Here is a 25,973-nt window from a genome sequence, read left to right on the forward strand (position 1 = left end):
CGCGCAAAGGCCGGACATATGACCGCACCGTTCCAATGTGTGAAATCGACTGCAAAAGCTCTTGCCACGCGGGCCGTTCCACATATGGGGGCAAGGTCACACTCAGTGCGGTAATTAGAGCGAACGTATCTGGGAACGTTCCGATGCTGATTGTTTTCCATCCGGCAACATCCGAAACGGACGTCACTGGACCCATCCGTGTCGGGCCAACGGCCGTCGCCTTGAGTATCAACTGCCTATGCAACACATCACGCGCCGAGCATTGAGCGTGAGCGCGGTTCGCAGAGGCGAGAACGCATGCGACACAGAGCAAGAGTGTCGCTCCAGCGACGTCCCCCGTCAGCGCAACCATCCGCCTCATGATGCCCTCCCTCGTGACGCGAGATCGGCAAGCAGTTCATACTGTTCAGCCGCGCACGAGGATGAACCGAGGTCATAGGAAGCGCTTTACAAACGGCTTCCATTCTTCTTACCATCTGCTTACATCCCAGCTCGTTAGGTGCGATCGTGCCGTAGGAGGACGCATTTGCTTTGCTCCGTTTCGATTTTTGCTTTGCTCCTTTTCCGATTTTGCGCTGGATACGAACCGGCGGAGCTGCGGCAGGGAGCCGAGACGATCTCTGTTATGCCGCAGATGCTCGACCTTCAGAAGTATTTGACCCGCAACAGGGAATGCGTCGTCAGTAAGGACGAGCTCATCGCTGGCATTTGGAATGGTCGCGTCGTCTCGGATGCCGCGCTGACTCGCCTCATGCCGCCCCGATCGCAAGCGGCGACACGGGCGAGAAACAGCAGTTGATCAGAACATAGACGCGCAAAGGTTTCCGCTTCGTTGGTACAGTGCAGGATGCCAGACCTACTTTATCGTGGATTTATCGTCTGATCCGTGCGTCCGCTGCGGGTCCAAAGACTGTCCTCGGCAGCCTGCACCAGGGTGGTCCGTTCACCGTCCGGCAGCGGCCGCCGCGCCTATCGCGCAGACAGTCAGCCATGGGCCCAGTACCGGAAGTCGCGCTGCTTCATTCAATCACTTCACCAATGGTGGACGGGGCGAAAGAGAGAGCTAGAGCGCTCCGGTGGTCACCAGACTAAGGCACCTCAGAGCACACGAGCAGCCGCACTTTGTTAGTGGCTCGCGATGAAGGCAACTACGGCTTCGTCATAGGCGTGCGGGGCTTCTCCCGGAACGGTGTGAGATGAGTCGGGAATTTTGACCCGAGTTCGTTGAGGCAGGCATCGTTCCAGTTCGTCCACGATGCGCCGGAAGAACTCGGGACTGCGCTCACCATTCGTTACAAGCGTGGGCGCCGAAATGCGCTTTGCCATGTCACAGGTGAACACCGGACGCGGGCGGGTACTTATCACGTCCGCGACGGAAGACAGCGCATTGTCCGACATCATCTTGCGATCGCTCTCGGACCGCCGGTCGTAGGTGCCGGGTCCGCCAACAGCTTCGGCAAACAGCCGCAGCCCCGCATCGATCTCGCCATTTCGGAACGCGTCCCGTGTGGACGCAAACCGAACGTTCCATTCCTTCAAGATCTCCGCGCCTCCGGGTGCTCCGGCGAGCAAACCTGTGGCCGGGGGTTCATTGATGATCAGCGTTTGCACCATTTCAGGGTGATTGAAAGCGAAGAACAGCGCAGCATGTGCGCCGGCCGAGTGAGCAACTATATGAGCTCGCTTTACGCCGAGCCCGGCCAGGATGGCGGCCAAATCCTCGCCGTGAACGTCTGCGGCGGCATCAGGGAGACCATCCTTGTTCGTTGCGTTCGGAAAGTGGTTCTGCCGGCTATAGGCGATGACACGATAGGTTTTCGCGAACACCGGAACATGCGCATTCCAAAAACGATAGTCCTGAAGTCCGCCGTGCACCAAAACAACGGGATCACCTTGCCCAGCCTCGATATAGGCGAATTGCGTGCCGTTGACGCTCACCTGTTTGACATCAGCTCCGATAGCTGGTGCCAAATGCCAAGGCCAGAGAATGAGGCCGGATATAAGGGCTTTGAGTGCTAAGTGCATGATGACCCCCTGCATCTCAAGGTAGATACAATATCCCGGTGATGTAAGCTCCGCCATGCGACGTTGCGTTGCAGCTATCAATAAACCGCAGGCTTGACAGCCCGAGTCCACGTTGGGTCACAAGCCGTCTTGCCGACACTATCCGTCCTTCTTCCGCTTGCGACCGGAAAGCCGGCGTCCACACGCTCAAGACGAAGGACAGCTAAGGACGAGAACCGGACTCACGCGGCGCAGCAAATTGGCCCGAGCTGATTCAATCATGTCAGTGCTGGATTTTACGCCGGGGTCAAGGTTTGGCGGGTCTTCGGACTTCAACCTTCTCGCCGACGTCGATGACCATCAGATCTTCACCGAGCTCCAAGGGACCGGAGTAAGTCTTCCGCGTTGGTGGAATCAGATCCTGCTCGGTTGCGTTCGGCAGCACGATGTGTGAATACACCGCGAGCTTGGGCGTCGTCCGCGTAAACACATCTCCAGCCTGCTCTGGCGTGACATGGTGGGCGACAACACTTGTCGTTCGCGCTGGTGGAACTCCAACCCGCTGGAACGTCTCAGGCGAGGCGACCTCGTGAATCAAGAGATCAACATTCTGCGCGTGTCGGATGAGATTTTCAGAGGTGCGGGTATCTCCGGAGAGCACGACAGACCGACCTGAATAGTCGATACGATAACCAAACGCGGGCTTCACCGGCGTGTGGTCCACTTCGAACGCGGTGATCTTCACACCGCTGTTCTCATATACGAGCCCCTCGGTGATGTCCTCGGCGAGAATGACTACGCCGTCTGGTGCCGCTCGGTCATCGTAAAGGCGAATCCTGATGTCATATTCGAATGCCTGCTCGAGGAGCGACATCATGCGCTTCGTCCCTCTGGGTCCCCAGACCTGCAGTGGCCGATCCCGGCCCGGCGTAAGCCAACCGGTTAGCCACAGATCCGGGAAGCCGACGACGTGGTCTGAATGCAGGTGGGTGAGAAAGACGCCGTTTACATCCTGCCAGGGAATCTTGATCTGGTTGAGCCGCTGAAGGGCGCCGCGGCCTGCATCGAAAATGAACTTCTGTCCACCCGCTTCGACGAGGATGCTCGGTCCGAACCGATTCATAACGGCCGGAGGGCATCCTGTCCCTAAGAGTGTTACCTTAATTTCTTGTCCTTGCGCCGTCGCCGCTGGGACAACGACGAGGGCAAATAGTGCGATTCCTAGCATTCTCTGAAGACACTTTGAGGCCATACGCTGCCCTCCCGGTCGAAATCAGATGATGTTCTATCTGCTGCCGCTGGTACATCGCGCGGCGTGTCGAAGCCCTATCTCATTCTCCAAGGCTCACACTTTTTCACAGTAGCGACCCCAGGGCAACATGACCGCTAATCGGTTGGTCCGGCTGTGCTCCGGCCCTGCCAGTGCGAGAAGCTGGCAGGGGCGTTCAAGACAGGAGCACGCCATATCTCAGAAACTCAGCACGGCGATCGGGGGCACGAGCCTTCTCGTGTCCAGTCTACCCTCGACAGGCGACTTGCCACGCCCTGCCGCTGTTCGGCTACGGGCCAGAACCGAGCTTGTCTCAAACCGCGCGTCGCTTCGCGATTCTGGCAAACGCTGCGGCCGGGGACAAGCCACGATCATGGCTGACAACTAAGATCGCGGGAGGGTTCTCTTTTGCCCGCCGTTGGTGTTTGGTCGCGACCGGCGGGAGGACGGGCAATGCGGGGAGCCCTCGGAGAGAAGATCAACCAGGGCGGCACAGCGGACATCCACGCCTGGGCGCCCGGTCAGGTCGTAAAACTGTTCAAGGAAGGTTTCCCGCCGCGGCTCATCCAGCAAGAGGTGCGGATGACCGAGGCAGTCTTCGCCGCCGGCGTGCCAGCGCCGGAGGTGTTCGGCGAGGTGACGCTCGATGGACGCTTCGGCATCGTGCTCGGCCGTCTCGACGGACCGACACTGCTGCAAGTCACGCGCAGCGGCGCCGTCACGTTCGCTCAGGCGGGTGCGATCCTTGCGTCCCTCGGCCTATCCGTACACAGGATGTCGCCGCCAGCGGAGGCCTTCCATCTGCGCGGCTGGATGGACACCGCATTCAGGCACTCGGGCGACGTCGTGCCCAAGCACATCGCCTCCGGCATCCTCGCGCTGATCGACCGCCTGCAGCAGCCGGAGGACGGGCTGTGCCATGGCGACATACACCTCCAAAATGTGATCATGACGGCGGACGGTCCGCGGCTGATCGACTGGACCTTTTCAATCCGCGCGCCAGCGGCCCTCGATCATGGGTTCACTCACATCAGCCTGACCGAGTTTGCCCTCGACGTCACCGACAATCCGCAGCGGCCGCTTGCGGTCAATGCCGCCGCGCAATCTGAATACGCCCGGCTGTCCGGCACGCCGGTAGCGGCGCTGAAGCAAGCGATGGAGGCCTGGCTGCCGATCGCGATCGTCCGCTACTTCCTGCTAATGGGCGGCCCGACAAGTGAGCGATGGAAGCGGATGATGCAGCTCGCCGAAGCGGCCCTGCGCCCGAACGACTGAATCCTTCATCGCGCGCGCGTGGCCGTCGATGCGGCTGCTCAGCGACGGCTTCGGGTTCAGCCACTCGACACGGGGCGCCCCGGCTACCATCCCGGCATGATGCTCAAGATCTACATCTACGGCTACCTCAATCGCGTGCCGTCGAGCCGACGGCTGGAGCGGGAATGCCAGCGCAATATCGAGATGATCTGGTTGACCGGGCAGCTGGCGCCGGACTTCAAGACCATTGCGGACTTCCGCAAGGACAATGGCAAGGCCATTCGTGAGGTCTGTCGCGAGTTCGTCGCACTGTGCCGCAAGCTTGATCTATTCAGTGCAGCAAGCGTCGCCATTGACGGGTCAAAGTCCAAGGCTGTCAATGCGCGGGACAAGAACTTTACCGAGGCCAAGATGAAGCGGCGTCTTGAGCGGATCGATGAGAGCATCGCCCGCTATCTCTCGCAGCTCGAGACCGCTGATCGGCATGGCGACGCGGTGCCGGAGGCGAAGGTTGAGCGGTTAAAGGGCAAGATCAAGAAGCTCAAGGAGGAGATCATCCGGCTCAATGCGATCAACGCGGAGATGATAGAGAGTGAGGACAAGCAGATCTCGCTGACTGATCCTGACGCGCGCTCGATGGCGACAAGTGGCAAGGACACCGGGATCGTTGGCTACAACGTGCAGATTGCAGTTGATACGCGGCATCATCTCATCGTGGCTCACGAGGTGACCAACGTGGGCAGCGATCGACACCAACTCGCCAACATGGCCAGGCAGGCTCGCGACGAGATGGCTGTCGAAACGATCGAAGTCGTGGCAGATCGCGGCTATTACGATGGCGAGGAGATCAGGGCCTGCGAGGAAGCCGACATCACGGTGACGTTGCCGAAGCCGATGACGTCGGGCGCCATGGCTGCTGGCCGATTCGGCAAACAGGACTTCATCTATGTCGCCGCCAATGATGTTTATCGCTGTCCCGCCAGCGAGCGGCTAACTTATCACTATACGAACGTATTGCGCCGATATTGGACAAGCACCTGCAAGACCTGTACGCTAAGAGCTCAGTGCACGACAGGTCCCGAGCGCCGCATCTCACGCTGGGAGCATGAGGCCGTTCTGGAAAAAGTTCAGGATCGGCTCGACCACAACCCCAATGCAACGGGTGTCCGCCGTCAGACAGCGGAGCATCCGTTCGGCACGATGAAGTTTCGGCACGATGAAGTGTTGGATGGGAGCAACGCACTTTCTCACGAAAAAGCTGCCAAAGGTGGCCGCCGAGATGGCGCTCAACGTGCTCGCCTACAACATGAAGCGCGTGATCATGATTGTAGGCGTAGGCGGATTGCTGGAGGCGATGCAGGCGTGAGGCCGGCCTCTGCGCGACCAAATCGGCGCCTACACGAAGCTCCTGGTTGCCACCGAAATGACAGGAGCTCGATTCCACCGAATTGGAAGCTCGGCGGCCCCGAAATGCGCCGGAGCTCCCCAAGTTGCCGGATTTTCACACGGCCTGGGCCAGAAGCTGCCCTTCCTCCGCAGTCAGCTCGTGACGTTTCACCGCGCCCCGCGCGTGCCATTTTGAGGTAGGCTGGAGCATCTAGCGCTCTGAGGACGATCGAGCCGGGAGACGCCCATGGATGTCGCGGCGTGGCTGCGTGATCTGGGGCTGGGACGGTACGAGCAGGCGTTCCGGGAGAACGACATCGACGCCGAGGTCCTCATGGACCTTACGGCCGAGGATCTGATCGGGCTCGGCGTCACCTCGATCGGCCATCGCCGCAAGCTGCTCGCCGCCGTCGCCGCCCTGCGCGCCGGCTCAATTCCGGCGACTATCCCTGTCACGGCCGCACCCGCCGCGGCGTCGGTTGGACCTCAGGCTGAGCGCCGCCAGCTCACGGTGATGTTTGTCGATCTGGCCGACTCAACCGCGCTCGCAGCACGGCTCGATCTGGAGGAAATGGCCGAAGTCCTGCGAGACTATCAGAGCGCGGTGGCGGGCGCGATCGCGCGGTTCGAAGGGCACGTGGCGAAGTACATGGGCGATGGTGTGCTGGCCTATTTCGGCTATCCGCGCGCTCACGAGGATGAGGCCGAACGCGCCGTGCGGGCCGGCCTCGCCGCGGTCGCGGCGGTGCTCGGACTGGGATCGGCGCATGGCGAGAAGCTCGCGGCCCGTGTCGGCATCGCCACCGGCCCGGTGGTTGTCGGCGAGCTGATCGGCGAAGGCGCGGCGCGCGAGGAGACCGTGGTCGGCGACACGCCGAACCTCGCGGCGCGGCTGCAAACCCTGGCCCAGCCGGGCACCGTAGTGATCTCCGCTCGCACCCGGGAGCTCATTGGCGGGCTGTTCGAGCTCGCCGAGCTCGGCATGCAGATCTTGAAGGGCTTTCCCGTTCCGGTGCGGGCGTGGCGCGTGGTCGGCGAAGGCAGCGCCGAGAGCCGGTTCGAGGCGTTGCACGGAACTGGGCTGACGCCGCTTGTCGGTCGGGACAATGAGATCGGCCTGCTGCTCGAGCACTGGGAGCGAGCCAAGGAGGGTGAAGGCCAGGTGGTGCTGCTGGCGGGCGAGCCTGGCATCGGCAAGTCGCGCCTCGTGCGGGCGCTGCGCGGGCGACTTGAGAATGAGCCGCATACGCCCCTGAGCCACTACTGCTCACCGCACCATCAAACCAGCCCGCTCTATCCGGTGATCGGCCTGCTGGAGCGGGCGGCGGGCTTCGCCGCGGACGATCCCGCCGCAACGAGGCTCGACAAGCTCGAGGCGCTGCTTGCGCTGTCGATCGATGATGTCACCGCGGTGGCCCCGCTGCTCGCGGCATTGCTGTCGCTCGAGACGGATGCGCGCTACCCGCCGCTCGACATGAGCCCGCATCGGCAGAAGGAGCGAACGCTCGAGGAGCTGGTCAATCAGGTGCTCGGCCTCGCAGCGCGCCGGCCCGTCCTCGCCCTGTACGAGGACGTGCACTGGGCAGATCCGACCTCGCTCGAGCTGCTCGACCTTTTGGTCGACCGGGTGCAAGGCGCCCCCGTGCTCGTCCTCATCACCTTCCGGCCCGAGTTCGAGCCGCCCTGGACACACTATGCCCATGTCACCGCGCTGACCCTCAGCCGCTTGAGCCGTCGGCAGAGCGCGGCCATGGTTGCGCGGCTGAGCGGCGGCAAGGCGCTGCCGCCTGCGGTGCTCGACCAGATCGTCGCCAAGACGGATGGCGTGCCCCTGTTCGTCGAGGAACTAACGCGGACCGTGCTGGAGGCGAATCTGCTCCGCGATGAGGGCGATCACTACGCGCTCGCGGGGCCACTGCCGCCGATGGCGATCCCAACCACGCTGCAGGAGTCGCTGCTGGCCCGGCTCGACCGGCTGGCCCCGGCGCGTGAGGTGGCCCAGGTCGCGGCCGCAATCGGCCGCGAATTTTCGCACGAACTCCTCGTGATGACGACGGCGCTGCCGGAGAGCGAGCTGCAGGCGGCGTTGGACGACCTCGTCGGCTCGAGCCTGGTGTTCCGGCGCGGGCAGCCGCCTCAGGCGACCTACAACTTCAAGCACGCGCTCGTGCAGGACGCCGCCTATGCGACCCTGGTGCGCGCGAAGCGGCAGCGCTTGCACGCCCGGATCGCCGCCGCGCTCGAGCAGCATCTTCCGGAGACAGTGCAAGCGCAACCCGAACTTCTGGCCCACCATTACATGGAGGCGGGGCTGGCCGAACCGGCGATCGACTATTGGCTGAGGGCGGGACAATCAGAGATCGCGCGCTCGGCCACAGCAGAGGCGATCACGCAACTGACCAAAGGGCTTGAGCTGATCCCTGCTCTCGCCGACGACGCCGCACGATGGCGGCGAGAACTCGAACTGCAGGTCGCCCTCGGTGTCGCCCTGATGGCTGCGAAGGGTTGGGCCGCACCGGAGGTCGGGCGGACCAACGCACGGGCCCGAGATTTGTGCGAGCGCCTCGGCGATACGTTGCGACTTTTTCCTGTTCTCTATGGGGAGTGGGTTTTTCACGTCGTGAGGGCGGAGCTCGAGGCCGGTCGAACTGCAGGCGAGAATTTACTCCGCCGCGCGCAGGAACAGAACGATGCGGCCGCCGAAACCATTGGCAACCGCATCGTCGGAACCGCTGAATTGCTTCGCGGCGAGTTAGTGGCTGCTCGCGCCCATCTGGAGCGGACGCTCGCTATCTACGATCGGGCCGTCCATCGGTCGCTTGCCTTCCTGTTCGCGCAGGATCCAAGCGTGGCGGGACTGTCCGTTCTATCCTGGGGACTATTCGCCCTCGGCTATCCCGAGCAGGCAAAGGCGAGGAGCGAAGAGGCACTGACGGACGCGAAGGAATTGTCCCACCGCAACACCCTCGGCTATGCCCTGCTTTACGGCTGCATCCTGTCGCAGCTCCGCCAGGATCAAGACGAGGCCCGAGATCGGGCGAATGCGCTGATCGCGCTTGCAGCCGAGCAGGATTCCCCACACTTCCTCGGAGCCGGCGTCATCATTCGCGGTTGGACGCTGGGCGAGGCTGGGAATTTTGGGGCTGGTATCGCGCAGATCCGAGAGGGACTTGCGATGTGGCAGGCCACCGGAGCGGGCTTCCTGGTGCCCTATTTCCGAAGCTTGCTTGCTGAAGTCCACGGCCGGTCCGGCGCAGTGGACGAAGGCCTGGATCTTGTTACCGAAGCGCTGGCCCGAGTGGAAGAAACCGGCGAGCGATGGTTCGAGGCCGAGCTGCATCGGATGATGGGCGAGCTGATGCTGCGGCTGCCGAAGGCCGATGCGAGCACCGCGGAAGCACGGTTCGGGCATGCGGCCGCAACCGCGCGCGAGCAACGCGCCAAGTTGTGGGAGTTGCGCGCAGCGACACGCCTTGCACGATTGTGGACCGAACAGGGTCGGCGCGGCGAGGCTCACAACCTGCTTACCCCGCTCTACAGCCAGTTCACCGAGGGTTTTGGAACTCCGGATCTACAGGCCGCCAGAGCAATACTTCAAGAGACCACGGCCAGCTCCGAGCCGAAGAACCCGATCCCAAGTACCAGCAGTTAATTCTGCATACGAGCATCGCAGGTCTCTTGGCCAAATCGCCTTAGACGGCATCTCGCTGGTTTCAGTCGTGGCGTGAAGCCGTGCGCCTCTGAATGACGGCTCCGGGTCAGGAACGTCGAGTGAGTATGCGCGCGACGACGTCCGGTCTACCCGCAAGCAGCAGACACCAAGGCAACCGTCGAGGTCCGACGCTGTGGGCCAAGATCAGTCAAGCCTCTTTCCTCCACCATGTGATCGATGTAGCGTAACTATGGAGCTGCTCAACGGGATGTGCCGAAGTCCCCGTCTATTGTGACGAGCAGCATGTGCCCTCGGCGGGCATCGCATTCTCCACTGATCGCCTTTTTGCAGTGCCGTCCGTGTGTGTTCCGCCGCGGAACACCGCCTGAGAAGCATGAGGGCCTAATCATGAACAGGTTCGAGGGCGCGCTGAAAATCGCTATAACTTTCTTTGCGTCGGCAACAGTTTGCGTGGCGCTATCCATCACGACGGCCACAGCGGGCGACTCGCCGCCACGGTGGGCTTATCCGGAGAACAATCCCAACTACAAGCCGCCGGTCGATGACGGTAACGTTGTGCGTGTGCCGAACAGCACGGCCGGGTATACCTGGAGCCAGCTCCGGGACCGATTCGTCGCACCGATCTGGCACCCGGGCGACCATCGGCCGCTGCCGGACATCGTAGCCAACGGCCGCAAGCCCGACGTGCTCGCCTGCGGGTTTTGTCACCGCGCCGACGGGCCTGGGGGTCCGGAAAACGCTGACCTCGCAGGTCTTCCGAAGAGCTACATCATCCGACAAATGGCTGACTATAAGAGCGGCGTGCGCAGCACCGCCGTCGCTGGCCGTCTGCCGACGAGCTTGATGATCGCCCTTTCCAAGCCGATCACCGATGCGGAAGTGGAAGCAGCGGCGGACTATTTTTCCGGCCTCCAGCCGCGCAAGCGCATCAAGGTGGTCGAGAGCAATACCGCGCCGAAAAGTTACATCGCGGCGTTCCTCTGGGCAGCGGTGGAGGGCGGTGAACGTGAGCCGCTTGGGCAACGCATTCTCGAAATTCCCGACGACCTGCACCGTTTCGAGAGCCGCGATCCCCGCTCGACCTTCACCGCCTATGTGCCGGTCGGCACCATAGCGAAAGGCGAGGCACTGGTGAAAGGCGGGTCGGGAAAGACGGTCGCATGCGCCCCGTGCCACGGGCCGGAGCTCAAGGGTCTCGGGCCGTTGCCGAGCATCGCCGGCCGCTCACCGAGCTACATGTTTCGCCAGCTCTACGATTTCGGGCATGGCGCGCGGAGCGGCGAGTGGAGCCCGCTGATGGCGCAGGTGGTCAACAACCTCGACCAGGACGACATGCTGGCGATCGTAGCCTATCTTGCTTCGCTCGATCCGTAACGCGGGGCGGGGCCGCCGACCTAATTAGGACGCGCCCACGGAAGCAGGGCCGAGGCCAGCTACAAGTCTCTCGCAATGCCGACGATTCAGTCCGGCCGCTTTGGGTCAATCGCGTCGGTTTGGCCGTCTGCCAGCCACTTCCGGTCTACCCCAAACTCCGGAAGTGCCGCTGCATCGCACTGAGTGAAGCGATGGGCCAACAGGGGACCTCCATAACGGGATAAAGGCTGACGCGAAGCGGACATCACGAACTCAAGAGGCGTCGACAATCGTTGAACAGAGCGGGCACTCAGATCACGTCGTCAACGATTTTGCTACAGCTCTCGCATGTTCAATGAATAATTGTGCCAACGGGCCAGGAGTCCGGTTTTTCACCGTGAGAATCGCAATCGCATTAGCCGACATGCGCCAATCCGCTTTGGCAGAATGGAAATCATTGCGCCACGACGCAGCTGATTGCTTCAGCCCGGCGTCATACCTTTGCTCTTGATCACCGATATGGCGTCCGGCGTTTTCAGGTAGTCCACGAGCGCCTTCGCGGCAGCGGCATCCTTCGTGCCCGCACCGAGCGCGGCCGTGAATACGACATCCTGCTGCAAATCAGCGGGGAACGGGCCAACCACGTCGAGGCCCGGCGCCGTCAAGACGTTCATCAGGAACAGCGCGAGTTCAGCCTCGCCCTTGGCGACCACAGCAACGACCTGTGCCGGCGTCGGCTGCGGTTTCATCTTGCCTTTCATCGGTTCGGTGATGCCGAGACGCTCGAATACTTTCGCGATTGAAATAGCCAGTTGCGCTTTCCGGAATCGAGGCGACCGATTCCGCCTTGAGCAAGGCAGCCTTTAACGCCTCGGGCGTGGAGATGTTGGGCTTCGGCGCACCGGCGCGAACCGCGACACCGAGGCCGACACGAGCTATGTCCAGCGTCGGCCCGGCTGCGAAGTGTGATTGCGCGCCGGCGTCCCTCATCACCTCGACCGGCACGACGCCCACATCGAACGGCTTGCCGGAAGTCGCTTCCTTTATCAAGTTCGAGGTGGTGCCGAAGAAGATATCAAGCTTGTGGCCTGAGGTTTGCTCGAACTTCGGCTTGAGACCTGCCCACACCGCTGTCATGGCGCCGCCAGCCAGAACCCTCAACTCAGCTGCGGTCGCAGCCGACGACAGCATTATACCGGCCAAGATGCCCACTGCCGCGAAAGAAACCGTCCTCATGTAACCTCCACAAGCAAATATGAACTGAGCGTTCGACCGCATGTGGACGCTACGCTGTTCTAGGTCCAACGCCTAATGTCTCAGATGGGTCATGAGCGCCGGTCGGCGGCTCCGCCGGTTTCTTCCGGTCTACCTCGATGAGCCGACAACAGGGACGCCGGCCGGACCTGCGCCTTTGGACTAGAAGGCGGCGATGGTTACAGCCAACTCCCGCTCAAGGACCACGGCTCAAGTCTTGCGTGCAATCAGTTTGCAAGGGGCAATGATGGTTCGAGATACACGTAATCATGTTGCTATCTGATCTTGCCGTCTCTCGCCCATCAACGTGTGCAAGCCCAGCGGTCCAGCAACGCCAACGACAAGCGAACGGGCCAGCTCTCAAGTGCCGAGTTGAAGTTGGTGCAGCGGTGCGACGAGTACGTGGCCTCAACCGAGAGGTCGGGCTTGTCTGAACTGGAAAGTGCTCGGCGTGAACCTCCTGGCCACGGCGCGCGCCTTGCCCTCGGATGTTTCCAACGCAATCTTCTGGGCAAGCATGACATCTCCGATCGGCAGCGCGCCGATCGGCATGAAGCACAGCCCCTCCCGCACGCGGCCTCTATCGTCAATCTCGCACACGTTCACCGATGTCCCGGCGTGGATCCGGTACCGCTTCCCACTTTCGCTTCCGACAACCTCGAAGTAGCCCCTCCTTGCGAACTGCTCCCTCTGCGCGGGCGATAGCCAACGCCGCAAGAGCAGCAGCGACCGCCCCTCTGGTGTGCGCTCGGCGCCGTGCCTGATGAAGAGCATTCGCGCCGCTCTCGTGCGGGACCGGACGCCCGACGCCGACGGCCGAAAGCCGAACATGAGCGGCTAGCCGCCGATCAATCTGGGGAAAAAGAGGGTTTCATCCGCACTGGCGTCGAACGATCGGATCTGCGAGATCTGACCGGGACCCGTCCGGACCGCGGCGGTGAAGCCGGCATTCGTCAGCTCATAGAACCGCTGCTCCGCCTTCGCCACTTCCTGCAGGTCGCGGGGGTTGAAAGGGTGATGGCTGTCGCCGGTGCGGTCCATCACGATCTGAATCGCCATGGTCGTCCTCCTCGGATTGATAATGGCCCAGGGGATCCTATCCAGTATCCGACTAACGTGACGAACTTTCAAGACAAGACCACTTCAATCCGAAGAGCGATCTGCTGCTGACCGCAGAAGACAACCGAGTTCTTGAAGCGTGCCATCATCGACGCGGTCAGCACGAATGCTGTCCGTCGGCCCGCCATCGGGCCGCGACGGCCGGCTTCCTTCCGGCTGAAGCTGATAAGAGTATCCCGAAGGGCCGGCGCGGCTCGCTCAGCCCTTCGAACGCATGCGGATCATGAATGTTTCATATGAATACTCCGCGATCTGCCACCAGAGATTCTCGTCGTTTCGAAAGTCCACTTGCGAATCGTAGATCTTCTTGAAATCAGGGCTGGACGCGGAGGTTTCCGCATTGACCTCGTTCGAAGCCTTTAGGCACGCTTCCATCACCGCCTGGCTGAACGGACGCAGAAGAGTCCCGTTGGCGACGAGCCGTTTGATGGCCGCCGGATTGCGCGCATCATAGCGCGCCTGAACGTCCATGTTGGCATAGCCGCAGGCCAGAGCGAGGAGCGACTTGTAAGCCTTTGGCAGGGCGTTCCACTTGTCCAGGTTGATGAAGAAATGCAGCGCCGTGCCACCTTCCCACCAGCCCGGATAATAGTAGTACCTTGCGACCTTGTAGAAGCCGAGCCTTTCGTCGTCATAGGGACCGACCCATTCGGTTGCGTCGATCGTGCCTTTTTCCAATGCGGGATAGATGTCGCCGCCTGCGATCTGCTGCGGAACCACGCCGAGCTTTGAAAGGGTCTTGCCCGCCCAACCGCCGATCCGCATCTTCAATCCGCTGAGATCTTCGACGCTGTTGATCTCCTTGCGGAACCAGCCGCCCATCTGAGTGCCGGTATTGCCGCCCGCAATACCGTATATGTTGTACTTCTTGCCGAACTCGTTGAGCATGTCCTGACCGCCGTGATCCTGAAACCATGCAGTCTGCTGGCGCGAGTTCAGGCCGAACGGTACCGAGCAATAGAGTGCGAAGGTCGGATCCTTGCCGATGAAATAATAGGCGGCGGTGTGGCACATTTCGACGGTTGCGTTGCTTACTGCATCGACAGCCTGCAAGGCAGGCACGATCTCGCCGCCTGCGAAGGGCTGAATTTGAAACTTGTTGTCGGTAGCTTCCGCAACATATTTCGCGATCGTCTCTGATGCACTGAAAGGCACATCCAGCGACTTCGGCCAACTCGTGGTGCAGCGCCACTTTAATTCAGGCATCGACTGGGCGATGGCTGGCGCAACAACGCCGGCAGACGCGGCGAGGCCGGCACCTGCCGTACTTAGAAATTGACGACGTTTCATGGCGTTTCCCCTGTGGATGATTGCTCATTGAGTAAAACCGCCGGCCCGCGGCCATTTCGACGGCAGTACTCCTCCGGGGATCAATTTTTCATGCGGGCCTTTTTTGGATGAACCCGGCAGAGATCAATTATATCAGACATAGGGATGCGCAGGAGATGCGAACAGCACCACCTGCAAGTCAAATGGGACCGGAGATGGATTGGGAAGCGGCCACGCTGCATTGCGGCAATCTTGCGCCGACGAACCCGCCTGAACCAGAAGCGGTCATCGCGTCCGGTCAATCTAGCAGCACCATAAAGAAGTAGACGCGACCGGCTCCATCTAAACAAGCGACCGGCTCCATCTAAACAAGAATGGATTGCTTCTCCCTCTTTGGATAGTCTCGGCTGGTGTTTGGAATGCGGAAAGCATGGTACAGCGGACTACGTCTTCTTCGCTGTCGCGGTGGTCGTCGGGTTAAACCGCTATTTGGCCGGCATATCGTAAGCGAGCGCGTTGCTATGCAATAGGGTCCCAACGGCGAGCCAACTTGGTACGCTCCAAAATGGCTCGCTATGTGGGGGATGATTGCCTTTATGGCGGCCGTCCGTCTCTTCATTTGGCTGGTTTCGATATATGCGCCGCAACACTGCACGGTGCTGAACTAGGGATAGTCATTTTCATCGGCGCCGGTTCTCACCTGTTCGTTTTGATGAAGGCGAGAGCGGCCCTCTGAGGCTTCGCGCAAGCCGGCTGTGGGCAAAGGCGGCGATCAGGACCGAGCCGAGCAGCGTCTGGTCTATCCCGGCGAGCCAACTTGTCGATGGTGAAGGCCCTCTTCGGCAACGGGTCAATAGCTGCCGTGGTATAGCAACGGAGATGCGGCTGTTCACATAGGATTCGTAAGAACTATCGCGTCAGCTGCAATAGATCCCATCGATTTCCGTAGAGATCATCAAGACCGCAACGATTCCGTACGGCTCGACGCGAGGTTCCTCCCGAAAACAGTACGCCTTGAGCGATAGGCTTCGTAGTCGCGCCAGAAATCGTCTGTGTGCAAGAAGAGGAACACGCGGCCTCCAGCTTGATCACCAATGTGTTGCGTTTGACCAGCTGTAACCGCTTTCGCCAGCAGGATGCGGGTTTCTTGAGAGCCCGATGGAGCGATTAGAACCCACCTTTTGTCGTTGCCGAGGTTAGTGTCCTCAACCAAGTCAAAGCCGAGGCGTCGGGTGAAATAGGAAATGGCTTCGTCGTAGTCGCGAACAAGAAGGGCGATGTAACCGATTTGCTGCCGCATGGGGACTCAGTCTACGCACCTGGCTTTAGTCTGCAACGGGTCAAAGCGCGACTTTGCTCCGCCCATTAGGTTGGTCTCGTCTAGCCCACAAACCGGACGCCGCGGACGCCCGCAATGCAACAAGAAAGCCTATGCGGTCCTCACCGGTGCGGTGGGCGCCAGCGCCGCCACGGCATCCGCTATTCCCGCCGCATCTGCATAGGTAACCATGTGACCGGCATCCTCGACCAGATGAAGCAAGGAGCGGGGCAACACCGCGTGGAGGCGGCGCGACTGGTCGGCCTCGATGAGCCGGTCAGCCTTTCCATGCACGATCCTAACCGGACACCGGATATCCCGATATTGAAGCCGCAACTGCGCAGCAGCTGGAATAAGGAACGCACTCTCCTCGGCGGCCGCCCTCAACTGCTTGGGTCGGAGAGCCAACGAGATCGGAAATTCGTTCTTGAATTCCGGCGGGATGGCGCGCGGCGCGAACACGGTGCGCATCAGCTTCGGCATAATGGCGCACGATATGATCGGCGAGATAGTGTAGCGCATCAGATCGCCGAGCAGCGGCAGTGCCGGAACTGACATGAGCCAAAAGTCCGGCCGAGCGGTTGGAAAATAGTAGCCGGACACAAGCACCAGCCCACTCACGGCATAACCGCTTCGCAGCGCCAGAGCGATCGCCACCAGCGTTCCCCAGGAGTGGCCAAGTACCACGGGGTTGCGCACGCCAAGCTGATCAAGAGCCTTCGCGAACAAGGCGGCTTGCGTTGTGGCCGTCCAGATGCGTGTGCGCGGACGGTGGCTGTAGCCAAACCCTGGACGGTCGAAGCAAACGACGCGATAATTCTGGGCCAGGCGGTCGACCAAACCGCTTAGGACGAGATCCTGAACCATGGTGCCATTTCCGTGAAACAGGACCACGCAAGGCGCGGCGGCATCGCCCCGTTCGATATGGTGGAGGTACACACCGTCGCAATCGGTAAAGACGCCGATCGGGGGATTGTTTCGCTCCGCTGCCACCTGAAACGCGATGTTGGCGAGGATCAGAACGACAAGTCCGGCCAAAACGATCAGCAGCACGGTTTCAGTTGTGGACATGGTGTCAACTTATTCGCGATGGCAAGCACTGATTCCACTCCCTCGTTGTGAGCCGCGCTCCCAAGCCGACAGCAACCAACCGTGATCGGCGCGTGCGTGATCCGCGTTTGCGACCATCCTTTGCCGCCAGTTATCGTCCCGGCAGAGCCGTGAGCTCTCGGGGCGGATTGATGCGCCAGAACGGATATGCCGCCAGTTCTTTCGAATGCTGCCCGAACATATCGAACCGCCTGTTTGTAAACTCCGTAATGACGCCGAAAAATTCAGTTGGTGACCTGATCGACGCAAGTCTGAGGCCGAATTCAAAAGCTAATTGCGCGTTGGCCCCGGCAATTTCAAGAAGCTTCGCTTCATACGCCTGCATGTTTGCCGTCACTAAAGCAAAGCCTTTCATTGGATCGCGACCCGTCATTCTCTGACTGAGGTCATCGGGTAAGGCATCCAGCCGAGGCTCTTTAGGATCATCATGAAGCCCAAGAGGCGTCTCAATCGGGACTGCCGCAACAGAGCGAAGTAAATCCTCTTTCTGGCTTCGAACAATGGCTTGCTTGTTCGGTTGAGCCCGCGCGGCCAATTTCGGATTGCGGGCGCGCTTCGGCGCTGTCGCCGGTTTGCGTTTACTCATCTGACGCTCCAAGAAAATGGGGGTGCGACTTCATTTCTGCAGGTCAACAGGCATTGTGATGTGGCGTTCCAAACCCGTGGATTGTTGGAGTTCCGCATAAACCGAGATCAATGGCGCGCTCTGCGATGTCGAGATGATTTTAGGTAGCAACTCCAACCAACAAACGTCTAGCTAGCGATCTTCTAGACCTATGCTCAACGGTGTCAGTTTGAGAAAAATCAGCCCTCCGCGCGTTGAGTCTCTCCAAAGGCCATTTTATCGCCGACGTTCTCATCACGGACGTCAAGCTGCCCGGAGGCATCGACGGATGGCTGATCGCCGAACGTTGCGGAGACCTGAACCGCGCCGGTTTAAGCAGTGGCGTGCTGCCTGTGAATGGCGGCTCAGGGTCAAAAGGCGAGATCGGCTAGTCGATGCGGCTTCGTCCGCTTTACCTACGAGAACGGACATCTGCCCATCTTCGAGATGTCCGAAAAGTGCCCAGGAACGGAGGCGGCACGAATCAGTCGCACGCTTCAGAGATTCGAAATCTGCAACAGCTTGCGGTCACCGATCCAAGTTCTGGCAAGATCAGCCTGGGCTTTGCGGGCCGCGGTAGCATCGCCGCGCGACTTGTGCAGCTCCGCCAGCCCGTAATACGACCAGCCATTGGCGGGCGCCCGGCTGAGCGCGCGCTGGAATTGCCGCTCCGCCTCGGCGTAACGGCCGGCCTGCAGCAGGGCGGCGGCAAGCGACTGCCGGATCGGATAATACCAATAGGGTGGCTCGGTGTAGGCCAATGCGTCCTGCAATGCCGCCGCCCGCTCGAACCGGATGATGGCGGTGCGATGGTCGCCCTTGTTTTGAGCTACGCGTGCGAGGATGACTGTGCGCGCGATGCGGAGCACCTCCTGCGCCGGGACGCCTGAATCCTTCAGTAGCTTGAACTCCGCGGTGCGCTCGATCGTCTCGATGGCGCTCGCCGCGGCAGTAGCGCCCGCGAAGTCACGGTTTGCCACCAGCGCGACGCCGCGCGCGTAGAGCCACATTGCCTTGACATAGGGAATCGCATCGCCGGGATCCGGCAGCGCCAGAATGGTCTCGGGCGTGCTGAACTGCGCGTGCGCGAAGTAAGGCGCCGCCTTGACCGGCTGCACCATCGCAATGCCCTTGGCAGCCTCGCTGGGAATAAGCTGACCGAGCTTCTCCGCGGCGGCGATCACGGTCGGGCCGTCGCCGGCCATCTGCGCCGAAGCCATCACGAAGTGCACGTTATGCGGATAATAACCGAGCCGGTAGACTCCCATCGGCGCGTTGGTCTCGGCCAGGTATTTTTCATCGACCTTGACCGCCGTCTTGTTGTCTTCCAGCGCGTCGAGATACCGGCCAACCCGATAGTAAATGTGGCTCGGCATGTGGACGAGGTGGCCGGCACCGGGGATCGCGCCGCGCAACCGATCGGCATAAGGCTCGGCGCGCTTCGGCCGGTCGGACGCCTCGACGGCATGGATGTAGAGGTGAATTGCACCGGCATGATTGGGATTGCGAGCCAGCACACGCTCCAGCGTCGGCACGATCGGCGCGCTTTGCGGCTTGGCGTCACGGCCACCCGGCTTCCAGTAGTCCCAGGGGCTGATATCCATCACCGCCTCGGCATAGAGCGTGGCGATTTCGTCGTCCTCCGCAAACTGCTTTGCTACCTTTGCCATTTCGGCCGCGTAGGCCGCGTCGAACGGGGCGCGCGCGGCCTTCGGATCGCTGCCGTAGCGCGCCACCAGAGCACCGATCAGCGCCTGCTCGCGTGGGCTCGCCTTCCCGGCAAGCGCCTTCGCCTTCTGCGCGGCAGCGTAGGCAGGCGCGGCCGCGTCTTCCGGCATCGGAAGATTGATGTTGGGACCGAGCACCAGCGCCTCGCCCCAAAAACACATGGCGCAGTCAGGGTCGAGTTTTTGCGCCATGCGGAACGCGCGCCGCGCCTCATCGTGATTGAATGCGTAGGAAAGACGCAGGCCCTGATCGAAATAAGCCTGCGCGCGCTCGTTCGCGGTCGTGATCTTCCAGGTGGTAGAGCCAATGTCGGTCCACAGCGGCGGCTCGGTGTCCGTGAATGCCAGCGCGGGGCTGGCGGCACTCATCTCGGCGCGTGGCACTTCCGTCTGAGCCAGGCGAAACATCATGTTTGGCGAGCCGGTCGCGGCCGGCGCGCGGCAGATGGGAACATCGGGGCCGACGAGCGGCAGCGATATGTCCACGGCGGTTGCTCGCGCGTCCACGAGGATAAAGCCGCTCCCGGCCAGCAGCGCCGCCAGCGCAACTCCGCCGAGCGCGGCGGCGCCAACGGAACCCAGTAGATTTTGAGATCGCGTGAATGTCGCCATAATGGGCTCCAAAATCGGGCGGAGGAAAACAATCTGCCGGATCCGCGACTTCAACGGGGCGCGGGAACAGGATTCAAAGAGACCCCTGAATTTCAGACGTTTCCGTCCTTTCCGCAAGGCGACTGCAATGTCTGTGGCTGCGACACGTTAGCGTCGGCGGAAAGCTCGACGTGTTGGGTCAACGGTGCTGCTCTTTCCCGCTTCGGATCATTCGCGTCAGTTTGCCCGCGCACCGACGACTTCCGCTCTACCCATATAAACAGACATCGTCGCCGTGCGTCGGCATGTCCCTAATGGGCCAATTGCTGCCTTCCAAAAGTGCGCAAGGCGTCGACCTAGACGGCCCCAAAGTCCTGCTCCGCAAGAACTGGACCGTTGGGAGCTTTCAGTTTTGTGAACGCGTAAAGGGAACAAAGCGCACGAGGGCGACCGCGCGCGTCGTCGTCTTGCCGGGCGCGATTTTTTCGACGACCGTGAGCTGCTGAGTGGTGTAACCGGATCCCACAGGCATGACGAGTCGGCCACCCATTTTAAGCTGCTCAATCAGCGGCGGCGGTGGCTGCCCGAGCGCGGCAGTCACGACGATGGCGTCAAAAGGACCGCATTCGGGCCAGCCATCATAGCCGTCGCCAAGTCTGACGCTCACATTGTCATACGCGAGGTCTCTTAGTGCTTTTGCGGCGGCCTCGGCCAGTTGGGGGATAATCTCGATGGTGCAGACCTTTCGCGCCAGGTGCGCAAGGATGGCGGCCTGATAGCCGGAACCCGTACCGACTTCGAGCACAACGTGATCGGGCGCGACCTCGACCAACTGGGTCATCAAGGCCACGATGTACGGCTGCGATATGGTCTGCCCGAGTCCGATCGGTATCGGTCTGTCCGCGTATGCGAGGGAGCAAGATCGCTCAGGGATAAATAGATGGCGTTGCGTTTGCTCCATGGCCTCAAGGACTCTCTCCGAGAGGCCTTGCTGTCCCAAAACACTGGCGGATCGTGCGCTCCCCAAGAGGTTCACGATTCACGTCGACCGCTTGAGCGCAACGGGAGGACTCGACCGATGACCGGTAAGCGAATGACCGCAGTGCGTCAGGCGGTAGTGCGTCAGGCGGTAGTGCGTCAGGCGGTTCTTCAGCTATCATAACATGACTGCAGCTGGCTGGTAAGTTGCCTCTAATGTCCATTAATGGTCGGAGGACTAAACCGCTCGCGCGGTAGCGCGCTGCGGCGGGCGATTGAGCCCAGAGGATAGCGCAACGGGGCGTCCTGTCTTGAGATGAGGGGTTCGCAACCTTCACCCAAGACAGGAGCATCCCCATGACCGACGAGGCTATGAGCCCGTTGCGCCGGCGCATGATCGAAGACATGACGATCCGCAAGTTCGCGCCGAAGACCCAACACGACTATGTGCAAAGGGTCAAGAACTTCGCCGTTCTCGGGCGATCCCCGGATACGGCGAGCTTCGAGGACGTGCGCCGCTACCAGCTGCATCTGGCGGCGAGCGGCGTTGGTGTGCCGACCATCAATCAAACCGTTTCGACGCTGCGGTTCTTCTTTAAGGTCACGCTGAAGCGCCACGAGATCGTCGAGCACACCCATGTCATTCACGAGCCACGCAAGCTGCCGGTGGTGCTCTGCCCCGAGGAAGTGGCGCGGCTGCTCGATGCCGCGCCGGGGCTGAAGTACAAGGCGGCGCTGAGCGTGGCCTATGGTGGTGCCGGCCTGCGCGCCGCCGAGGTGGTCTCGCTCAAGGTCGCCGACATCGACAGCAAGCGGATGATCATCCGCCTCGAGCAGGGCAAGGGCGGCAAGGACCGTAACGTTATGCTCTCACCACACCTGCTCGATCTGCTCCGGACCTGTTGGAAGGCGGCGCGCCCGCAGGGCTGGTTGTTCCCGGGCCGCGATCCGGTGCAGCCGATGACCACGCGCCAGCTCAATCGCGCCTGTCACGCCGTGCGCGGCAGCCCCAGGTCGTCGGCCGCGCCGAGACACCTCATTTGACAAGTGATGTGGCGTTTGGACAGTGTGACTGCCGGATTACATCGCTTGCCGTGAAGCAAATTTGAGCATTGAATTTTATGCGTGGGCCAAGCGAGGCGAGTTTGGCTTGAGGCTCAATTCTTGCGCGTCACCAAGCCACCTCCTGCCGGCTAATTTGTCAGAGAGGAGTCACCATCATGTGTGCAGGCGATGATCAAACGTGCCCGCGATTTGAGCTGCATCGACAGAAGCTCCTTGAGGACCTCGACCAAGAGCGGCGCGCATTCGTTAAGAGCGCATTCGTCGCGGGCGGTGGCGCAGCCGCATGGGCTGCAAGCGGCACGCTGGCCACTCCGGCATCGGCGCAGACCAAGCCTGGCCAGCCGACCTACCACTACTTGCCGGCCAACTCGGACACGGTGCATTGGGGCTATTTCAGCAAACTATTAAAGCCTCAGCTCGAAGTGGATTCGGGCGATTACATCACCATCGAGGCCGTGACCCACCACGCCGGCGACGACGTCGAACGTATGGTCAAAGGCGATCCGGGTATTGAGAGCATTTATCTTTGGAGCAAGGATAAGAAAGGCGTCAATCGCCGTGGCGCCGGCCCGATCGACGGCAAGCAGCTCGGGCGCGGCGCAGGCGAAGGCTTCGGCGTGCATATCTTGACCGGTCCGGTTTTTGTTCGCGGGGCCGAGCCGGGCGATATCATTGAAGTCCGCATCATGGATGTAAAGCCCCGGCCTTGCGCTAACCCGGCCTACCCGGGCAAGTCATTCGGCAGCAACGCGGCGGCTTGGTGGGGCTTTCATTACAATGATCTGCTCACTGAACCGAAGCCGCGCGAGGTGTGCACGATCTACGAAATCGACGCCAGCGGGCAGCAAAACTGGGCACACGCGGTCTACAACTTCCGCTGGGTGCCTCAGACCGATCCGTATGGTGTCGTCCACAAGATCATCGATTATCCCGGCGTGCCGGTCGACCATTCGATCGTGCAAGAGAACCACAACATCCTCAAAAACGTCCGCATCCCGATCCGACCGCATTTCGGAGTGATGGGCCTGGCGCCAAAAGAAGCCGACATCGTCGATTCTATTCCGCCGAGCTATTTCGGCGGCAACATCGATAATTGGCGTATCGGCAAGGGCGCGACCCTGTACTATCCGGTTGCAGTGCCAGGCGGCTTGTTCTCAGTCGGCGACTCGCACGCCGCGCAAGGCGATTCAGAATTGTGCGGCACCGCCATCGAAATGTCGCTGACCGGGACCTTCCAGCTTATCCTGCACAAGCAGAATTCACTGAGCGGTTCGCTCGCCGGGCTGAATTACCCGCTGCTTGAGACGCAGGACGAATGGGTTCTGCACGGATTCAGCTTCCCCAATTATCTCGCGGAGCTCGGCCCTACGGCGCAGCAGGACATCTACAAGAAATCCTCGATCGATCTCGCGCTAAGGGATGCGTTTCGTAAAATGCGTAGCTTCCTGATGACCACCAAGGGATTGACCGAGGACGAGGCGATTTCGCTCATGTCCATCGGAGTCGACTTCGGCGTCACGCAGGTGGTCGATGGCAATTGGGGCATCCATGCGATCATCAAGAAGAACCTGTTTGCCGGTATAGCGACGGCTTGAAGCTCTAGGAGCCATGAAGCGACGGGAATGTTAGAATCGGACCAGCAGTAGCCCTCGGGCGGATAGCGCGCAATGTCCGAGTGGGTCAATCGCGCCGAAGGTAGTCCGTCAGAATGGACGGCAAACGTCCTCAAGGCTCCGTTTGCGCCCGAGTTCGAGCGGTGCCGCAAACTGACGCGATGGGCCAAAACCGGAGTCGTGCATCGCAGCAAGAAGGTCTACGCTAATGGTATCGCACCGCAGAGAAGGCGGATAGGGCCTTGCGTCGGCCTTGGGGGTAATCTCGGAAGTGCCGGTTGCCCGGTTTTGCCGGTTCCGCATCACCTCCTTAGCAACGTTCGACACGACGCTGCGATCGCGGGGACATTCAAGCTGCTGCATGGACCACCTGTCACATAGACCTTCGCGAAGTTGGAGCGCGAGATCGAAGTCACGTGGCGCAACTCGGCAGCTTTTTTGTTACGAAATTCCAGGATCAAGTTACATCTGCAACTGTGGAATCGCTTGAATCGAGCAACGCGCGCGACGCGCTTTCTGAATTTGAATTTACTTTCTGAGTTTGAATTTGATCAGGCGCTCGCGCGGAGTTGAGCAACAGTGATGTCGAAGCCAGTAGCGTCTCTCTCGATCGATTGCCACCTCCGATGGGTGTTGAGGTTGGGAGCGATAGTCCTCAAGGAGGATGATCATGTTGCGTAAGACAGCAATCGCGTTATTGGCCGTTGCATCTGTTGGCCTGGCTGCGCCGACGATGGCGTTGGCTCGCGGCGGTGGCGGCGGCGGCGGCGGAGGAGGAGGAGGCGGAGGCCACGGCGGTGGCGGAGGTGGTATCGGCGGAGGCCATGGCGGTGGCTTCGGTGGTGGCGGTTTCCATGGCGGTGGCTTCGGTGGTGGCGGTTTCCATGGCGGCGGCTTTGGTGGCGGTGGCTTCCATGGCGGCGTGGCCGGCGACCTCCGCGGTGGCGGATTCCGTGGCGGCCGGATGGCCGGCGGATTCCATGGCGGGGAATTTCGTGGCCGCGGCGAATTTCGTGGTCGTGGATTCCATGATCGCGATTTCGGGCGTCGCCGCTTCGGATTCGGATTCGGCTACCCGTATGACGACTACGCCTACTGTTACCCGTATGGATATGGGTACTCGTATGGAAATGGGTGTAGCTATTACCCGTACACCTACAGCAATGCGTACTAAGACTCGGCAGTTGCCATGTAGTTCGGCGACGCCCACCACGCATGGCCGGCACCTGCGGCTCCGACAGGTGCCTGCCAACCTCAGCGCTCTCTCGCGCTGAGGTCACAGGCGATTTCGGCGACTCGCTAATGCGCCAAAGCTCTATGGTCCGTTCGACACGACGTTGCGATCGCGGGGACTATCAAGCTGCTGCATGGATCACCCCGTTCTGCTGGACAATCGAGTCATTGGCGGCGCGCCAGCGCGACCTGGCCAAAATCAAGCGTTGGGATTGCGCAACGTGAATTGACGACGTTCAACCCCGTCTCACGGTAGCTTGCCCCTTCGACCAGAGTGCCCCTGTCGTCGCGAAATACTGATCACCCTCGCCAGCCATTCAAAGCCCCCGGTATCATCCAGCTTTTTTCCGTCAACTTCCGATTTGGGTCAATCGCGTCGATTTGGCCGGTTCTCCGCAATTTCCCGTCTGGCCAAAAGCGGTCAAGCAAACCAAAGCGCAGGCGCGTCCTATTAGCGGCAACTGATCCTTAACCACGGTAAATGATCAGTCACTACTCAAGATCGTGGTTCTGCAGACGTGCAATTTTCGTTTGGTATGCTCCTACGCTGTGGTGTCGACTAACGCAGGGGGCAGGATGAGCGGCCGCGCTAACGGATGTTTGGCAATGCTTGTGGCCGCAGTCGCGATCATAGCGGTTGGCTGGTGGGCATTTCGCGGCGAGACGACCACACTTAGGTCACGGCTGACCCTTGTCGTAGAAACCCCGGAAGGTGAGCGATCGGGTTCGAGCGTGAGTCAATTGACGATCCTTGCGCCCGGCCGTTTGAACCGCGCAATTGGGTTTTCGTCCCTGGCGAGGGTAGGCGAAGTTGGTGAGGCCGTTGTTGTCGATCTGGGGATGCATGGCGTGCTGTTCGCTACGCTCGCCGAAGAACGCGCTCTTCGGAGCGGTGGAATGGGCATGTACAATGGAGCTACGGCACCATTCGCTCAGGAAGCGTTTCACGGCAAGGCCGACAAGAATATTGGCGAAGGACGATTATACGGTTTATCTCGAGGAGATGAAACGACGCAAACCTAGAAGCGATGTGTCGTTCGGGAATTTGCCGGTTGACCTTGCCCCCATATGTGGAACGGCCCGCGTGGCAAGAGCTTTTGCAGTCGATTTCACACATTGGAACGGTGCGGTCATATGTCCGGCCTTTGCGCG

19 protein-coding genes and 2 pseudogenes are annotated in these 25,973 nt (G+C 60.9%); 8 read left to right on the forward strand and 13 right to left on the reverse strand.

What is annotated here, in order from left to right:
- Nucleotides 1-1,125: 1,125 nt before the first annotated feature.
- Both IVA92_RS13710 and IVA92_RS13715 read right to left on the reverse strand, forming a co-directional pair.
- Nucleotides 1,126-2,025, reverse strand: coding sequence for an alpha/beta hydrolase (locus IVA92_RS13710; protein WP_247280279.1), 900 nt, complete (start codon nt 2,023-2,025; stop codon nt 1,126-1,128).
- Between the two features lie 286 nt (nt 2,026-2,311).
- On the reverse strand, nt 2,312-3,127 hold the full coding sequence (locus tag IVA92_RS13715) for an MBL fold metallo-hydrolase (protein WP_247280280.1): 816 nt from the start codon (nt 3,125-3,127) through the stop codon (nt 2,312-2,314).
- 600 nt (nt 3,128-3,727) lie between these two features.
- On the opposite strand from IVA92_RS13715, the gene IVA92_RS13720 reads away from it, so the two are divergent.
- The 4 genes and pseudogenes from IVA92_RS13720 (at nt 3,728) to IVA92_RS13735 (ending at nt 10,961) form a co-directional block, all read left to right on the forward strand.
- A complete protein-coding gene (locus IVA92_RS13720; RefSeq protein ID WP_247280281.1) occupies nt 3,728-4,549 on the forward strand; it encodes a phosphotransferase in 822 nt (273 codons plus the stop codon).
- Nucleotides 4,550-4,615: 66 nt separating this feature from the next.
- Nucleotides 4,616-5,894, forward strand: a pseudogene (locus IVA92_RS13725) (IS1182 family transposase); the annotation flags it as partial.
- A gap of 267 nt (nt 5,895-6,161) precedes the next feature.
- A complete protein-coding gene (locus tag IVA92_RS13730; protein ID WP_247280282.1) occupies nt 6,162-9,566 on the forward strand; it encodes an AAA family ATPase in 3,405 nt (1,134 codons plus the stop codon).
- Between the two features lie 408 nt (nt 9,567-9,974).
- Nucleotides 9,975-10,961, forward strand: a complete 987-nt coding sequence (locus IVA92_RS13735) for a c-type cytochrome (RefSeq protein ID WP_247280283.1) — start codon at nt 9,975-9,977, stop codon at nt 10,959-10,961.
- Nucleotides 10,962-11,422: 461 nt separating this feature from the next.
- Here IVA92_RS13735 and IVA92_RS35665 read toward each other — a convergent pair whose 3' ends face one another.
- From IVA92_RS35665 to IVA92_RS13770, 8 genes and pseudogenes are all read right to left on the reverse strand, one after another.
- Nucleotides 11,423-11,701, reverse strand: coding sequence for a substrate-binding domain-containing protein (locus IVA92_RS35665; protein ID WP_346347919.1), 279 nt, complete (start codon nt 11,699-11,701; stop codon nt 11,423-11,425).
- Complete coding sequence (locus IVA92_RS35670; protein ID WP_253075140.1) at nt 11,631-12,176, reverse strand: substrate-binding domain-containing protein; 546 nt, start codon at nt 12,174-12,176, stop codon at nt 11,631-11,633. Before IVA92_RS35670 ends, IVA92_RS35665 begins: the two co-directional genes overlap by 71 nt.
- Nucleotides 12,177-12,602: 426 nt before the next feature.
- Entirely contained in the window at nt 12,603-12,968 is a 366-nt protein-coding gene (locus IVA92_RS13745) for a hypothetical protein (protein WP_247280284.1), read from the reverse strand.
- Nucleotides 12,969-13,031: 63 nt separating this feature from the next.
- The gene (locus IVA92_RS13750; RefSeq protein ID WP_247280285.1) at nt 13,032-13,253 is read right to left on the reverse strand and encodes a hypothetical protein; all 222 of its coding nucleotides are present in this window, start codon (nt 13,251-13,253) and stop codon (nt 13,032-13,034) included.
- Between the two features lie 258 nt (nt 13,254-13,511).
- Nucleotides 13,512-14,603 (reverse strand): TRAP transporter substrate-binding protein, encoded by a 1,092-nt coding sequence (locus tag IVA92_RS13755; protein WP_247280286.1) that lies wholly within the window; start codon nt 14,601-14,603, stop codon nt 13,512-13,514.
- 888 nt (nt 14,604-15,491) lie between these two features.
- Nucleotides 15,492-15,882, reverse strand: a pseudogene (locus IVA92_RS13760) (VOC family protein).
- A 129-nt stretch (nt 15,883-16,011) separates the two neighbouring features.
- Nucleotides 16,012-16,971 carry an alpha/beta hydrolase gene (locus IVA92_RS13765; RefSeq protein WP_247280287.1) on the reverse strand — a complete coding sequence of 320 codons (960 nt, stop codon included), beginning with the start codon at nt 16,969-16,971 and terminating at the stop codon, nt 16,012-16,014.
- A gap of 130 nt (nt 16,972-17,101) precedes the next feature.
- On the reverse strand, nt 17,102-17,596 hold the full coding sequence (locus IVA92_RS13770) for a phasin family protein (protein ID WP_247280288.1): 495 nt from the start codon (nt 17,594-17,596) through the stop codon (nt 17,102-17,104).
- A 233-nt stretch (nt 17,597-17,829) separates the two neighbouring features.
- Here IVA92_RS13770 and IVA92_RS13775 point away from each other — a divergent pair, with 233 nt between their 5' ends.
- Nucleotides 17,830-18,006: a hypothetical protein gene (locus IVA92_RS13775; RefSeq protein WP_247280289.1), complete on the forward strand. Its 177-nt coding sequence runs from the start codon at nt 17,830-17,832 to the stop codon at nt 18,004-18,006.
- Between the two features lie 105 nt (nt 18,007-18,111).
- Here the strand turns inward: IVA92_RS13775 and IVA92_RS13780 are convergent, their stop codons facing one another.
- Both IVA92_RS13780 and IVA92_RS13785 read right to left on the reverse strand, forming a co-directional pair.
- The gene (locus IVA92_RS13780) at nt 18,112-19,953 is read right to left on the reverse strand and encodes a tetratricopeptide repeat protein (protein ID WP_247280290.1); all 1,842 of its coding nucleotides are present in this window, start codon (nt 19,951-19,953) and stop codon (nt 18,112-18,114) included.
- A 385-nt stretch (nt 19,954-20,338) separates the two neighbouring features.
- Entirely contained in the window at nt 20,339-20,893 is a 555-nt protein-coding gene (locus IVA92_RS13785; protein WP_247280291.1) for a protein-L-isoaspartate(D-aspartate) O-methyltransferase, read from the reverse strand.
- 410 nt (nt 20,894-21,303) lie between these two features.
- On the opposite strand from IVA92_RS13785, the gene IVA92_RS13790 reads away from it, so the two are divergent.
- A complete protein-coding gene (locus IVA92_RS13790) occupies nt 21,304-21,954 on the forward strand; it encodes a tyrosine-type recombinase/integrase (RefSeq protein WP_247280292.1) in 651 nt (216 codons plus the stop codon).
- A gap of 176 nt (nt 21,955-22,130) precedes the next feature.
- Nucleotides 22,131-23,570, forward strand: coding sequence for an acetamidase/formamidase family protein (locus IVA92_RS13795; protein ID WP_247280293.1), 1,440 nt, complete (start codon nt 22,131-22,133; stop codon nt 23,568-23,570).
- Between the two features lie 712 nt (nt 23,571-24,282).
- Here IVA92_RS13795 and IVA92_RS13800 read toward each other — a convergent pair.
- Nucleotides 24,283-24,618, reverse strand: a complete 336-nt coding sequence (locus IVA92_RS13800; protein ID WP_247280294.1) for a hypothetical protein — start codon at nt 24,616-24,618, stop codon at nt 24,283-24,285.
- Nucleotides 24,619-25,427: 809 nt separating this feature from the next.
- On the opposite strand from IVA92_RS13800, the gene IVA92_RS13805 reads away from it, so the two are divergent.
- Complete coding sequence (locus IVA92_RS13805; protein WP_247280295.1) at nt 25,428-25,844, forward strand: hypothetical protein; 417 nt, start codon at nt 25,428-25,430, stop codon at nt 25,842-25,844.
- Nucleotides 25,845-25,973: the final 129 nt, after the last annotated feature.

Source organism: Bradyrhizobium sp. 154, from assembly GCF_023073875.1.
Lineage (GTDB): Bacteria > Pseudomonadota > Alphaproteobacteria > Rhizobiales > Xanthobacteraceae > Bradyrhizobium.

Bases quoted from the DNA above. Each gene is read 5' to 3' on its own strand.
- IVA92_RS13795 (WP_247280293.1), top strand. From the start codon at position 22,131: ATGTGTGCAGGCGATGATCAAACGTGCCCGCGATTTGAGCTGCATCGA.
- IVA92_RS13780 (WP_247280290.1), bottom strand. From the start codon at position 19,953: ATGGCGACATTCACGCGATCTCAAAATCTACTGGGTTCCGTTGGCGCC.
- IVA92_RS13735 (WP_247280283.1), top strand. From the start codon at position 9,975: ATGAACAGGTTCGAGGGCGCGCTGAAAATCGCTATAACTTTCTTTGCG.
- IVA92_RS13730 (WP_247280282.1), top strand. From the start codon at position 6,162: ATGGATGTCGCGGCGTGGCTGCGTGATCTGGGGCTGGGACGGTACGAG.
- IVA92_RS35665 (WP_346347919.1), bottom strand. From the start codon at position 11,701: ATGAAAGGCAAGATGAAACCGCAGCCGACGCCGGCACAGGTCGTTGCT.
- IVA92_RS13800 (WP_247280294.1), bottom strand. From the start codon at position 24,618: ATGGAATCCACGACCACGAAATTCGCCGCGGCCACGAAATTCCCCGCC.
- IVA92_RS13790 (WP_247280292.1), top strand. From the start codon at position 21,304: ATGATCGAAGACATGACGATCCGCAAGTTCGCGCCGAAGACCCAACAC.
- IVA92_RS13710 (WP_247280279.1), bottom strand. From the start codon at position 2,025: ATGCACTTAGCACTCAAAGCCCTTATATCCGGCCTCATTCTCTGGCCT.
- IVA92_RS13755 (WP_247280286.1), bottom strand. From the start codon at position 14,603: ATGAAACGTCGTCAATTTCTAAGTACGGCAGGTGCCGGCCTCGCCGCG.
- IVA92_RS13770 (WP_247280288.1), bottom strand. From the start codon at position 17,596: ATGAGTAAACGCAAACCGGCGACAGCGCCGAAGCGCGCCCGCAATCCG.
- IVA92_RS13745 (WP_247280284.1), bottom strand. From the start codon at position 12,968: ATGCTCTTCATCAGGCACGGCGCCGAGCGCACACCAGAGGGGCGGTCG.
- IVA92_RS13785 (WP_247280291.1), bottom strand. From the start codon at position 20,893: ATGGAGCAAACGCAACGCCATCTATTTATCCCTGAGCGATCTTGCTCC.
- IVA92_RS13765 (WP_247280287.1), bottom strand. From the start codon at position 16,971: ATGTCCACAACTGAAACCGTGCTGCTGATCGTTTTGGCCGGACTTGTC.
- IVA92_RS13750 (WP_247280285.1), bottom strand. From the start codon at position 13,253: ATGGCGATTCAGATCGTGATGGACCGCACCGGCGACAGCCATCACCCT.
- IVA92_RS13805 (WP_247280295.1), top strand. From the start codon at position 25,428: ATGCTTGTGGCCGCAGTCGCGATCATAGCGGTTGGCTGGTGGGCATTT.
- IVA92_RS35670 (WP_253075140.1), bottom strand. From the start codon at position 12,176: ATGAGGACGGTTTCTTTCGCGGCAGTGGGCATCTTGGCCGGTATAATG.
- IVA92_RS13715 (WP_247280280.1), bottom strand. From the start codon at position 3,127: ATGAATCGGTTCGGACCGAGCATCCTCGTCGAAGCGGGTGGACAGAAG.
- IVA92_RS13720 (WP_247280281.1), top strand. From the start codon at position 3,728: ATGCGGGGAGCCCTCGGAGAGAAGATCAACCAGGGCGGCACAGCGGAC.